The 1845-nt window shown below is 39.7% G+C and carries 2 protein-coding genes; both read right to left on the minus strand.

The window, feature by feature from the left end:
• Positions 1-656 (minus strand): hypothetical protein (locus HMPREF3192_RS05175; RefSeq protein WP_156422879.1); only part of this gene is annotated, 656 nt, incomplete at its 3' end.
• 13 nt (positions 657-669) lie between these two features.
• Positions 670-1845, minus strand: a 1176-nt coding sequence (locus HMPREF3192_RS05180) for a MuF-C-terminal domain-containing protein (RefSeq protein WP_231723371.1), incomplete at its 5' end; no start/stop codon positions are given.

Here is a 1845-nt window from a genome sequence, read left to right on the forward strand (position 1 = left end):
CTATCCAGCAAAATTGCTGGGTGGTTTAAAAATGCTCGAAGATCAAGCAGGTCTTTCTTTGCAAGCCCATGAAAACGAGGATCGGCTCCTTTAGGCTGCAAACAGTTTCTTACGTGGTGTTGACTCATGAGGATGGGTAAATCTTCAAGCCCCACTTGCTTCAGTATCTCAGGGGTATATTTGCTCACCATAACGCTTTTATAAAGCTCGGGGTGCTGCAAGGCTTCATCTATCTCATAGCTCAAACGGCGTTGTTCGAGCCTTTCAATTACATCAGGGTATTTTTCTACAACATAGTCTTCTAAATCCTTCAACAGCGACTTTGAAAGCTGTGGGAAAATGGGTTGCAGCTTTGAATAATGGACTTCATATTGCCTAGGCGAAACCATTTGTGCATCAAGGAGCTTCTCAAGGTCGTCTGCTATCACCTTTGCATGCAAGGCAATATCTGAGGTGGTGGCTCGAATAAAAGATCGTTGGGTGGAAAAAGTATCATATGTTACACGTGCCCACACATGACTGTGGTCAGTGGGGGTGGTTGGCAGCCCGTGTATCAGAAACGCTTGCTCGGCATTATCGTAACCAACAATAATAAAAGCATGATTAGGGTTTTGTTGGAGGTTTATCTCTGTAAACAAATAATCTTTAGCGTTCATTTTTTTATCCTTTCTATAAACTTAAATCTGGGTTGGAATTGGTGGGAAAATATCTAGCTGCGGGGGTGTGCATGGATGGGTTTATTTGGGTGTTTTGGATGGTCTCATCTGCACAAGGGCTGTCTTGTGCGAGCAATACAGCTTGCTTAATTTCAAAGAACTTTTGCAGAAGGGTTGTTTTAGTGATCGCTGGAAAATATTTAGAAACACCTAAGTGCTCAACGCACCAAATTTGGTTGAGAATATCTTTTAAGTTAGAAGAAATTGCAAGTTTTGATGGTAATTTGTTTTGGCAATAATTAACAAAATCTTCCATCGAATTTTGTACGTAGTATTTTCCAGGAGAAACTAGCTGATAGTTCAAGCTGGTTTCAACATGGTTGTTAATATCATGAATGCGAGAAAATGGAACTTCATAAAGCTTAGGTTCATCTTTTTTACGAGCGTTGTACACAATAAAATTGTGGGAGTTGTTATCAACACCAACAATAAGCTCATATGAAGCAAGTTTTTTATCGTCTACATTATCCAAAAGAAAAGCTTTGTAGATATATGAATTGAAATTGTAGGCTTGACGTGCAGAAAAACTTTGCTTTATAATGGCGTCGAACTCAAGAATACTTGAATAAGCCCGCAGCAACTGTAGCTGCGCACACTGTTCAAGAGCTTGGGTTCTTTTTTTGTTGATGTACAAAATTTTGTCTTGATAAGCAGCTCGCTCAAAAAAGTTTTGAAAGCTTGCTCGTCCATAAGTGCTGGTAAGGTAGTTTGAATCATAGCAGTTTGACTCATAGGTTCCAGATCCATTGACACGCAAAACTACAACAATAGGGAAAAGATCAGCATCGGTTAAGTTGGTTACCACCAAAATACTTTTGTTGTCAGTCAAACTATCCATTATGATTGCTGGATTTGCAAGTTGAGAAGGTATTTCTAAAAGGTGCTGTTTTGTAAGCCCATGAAAATGAGGATTACTAAAGTCTTTTTGGTACAAGCAATTCCTCACATGGTTTTGACTCATCAAAATTGGCAAGTCCTCAAGTCCTACCTGCTGCAAGATCTCAGGGGTATGTGGGCTAATTAGGATGGAACTATAACGCTCTGGATGGTTAAGTGTTGCATCTATCTCATGGCTTAGGCGCTGCAAATTCATGGCGATCATTTTTATGCTCTTTTCAAGGTTCAAAAA

Origin of the sequence: Atopobium deltae (assembly GCF_001552785.1) — a bacterium.
Lineage (GTDB): Bacteria > Actinomycetota > Coriobacteriia > Coriobacteriales > Atopobiaceae > Atopobium > Atopobium deltae.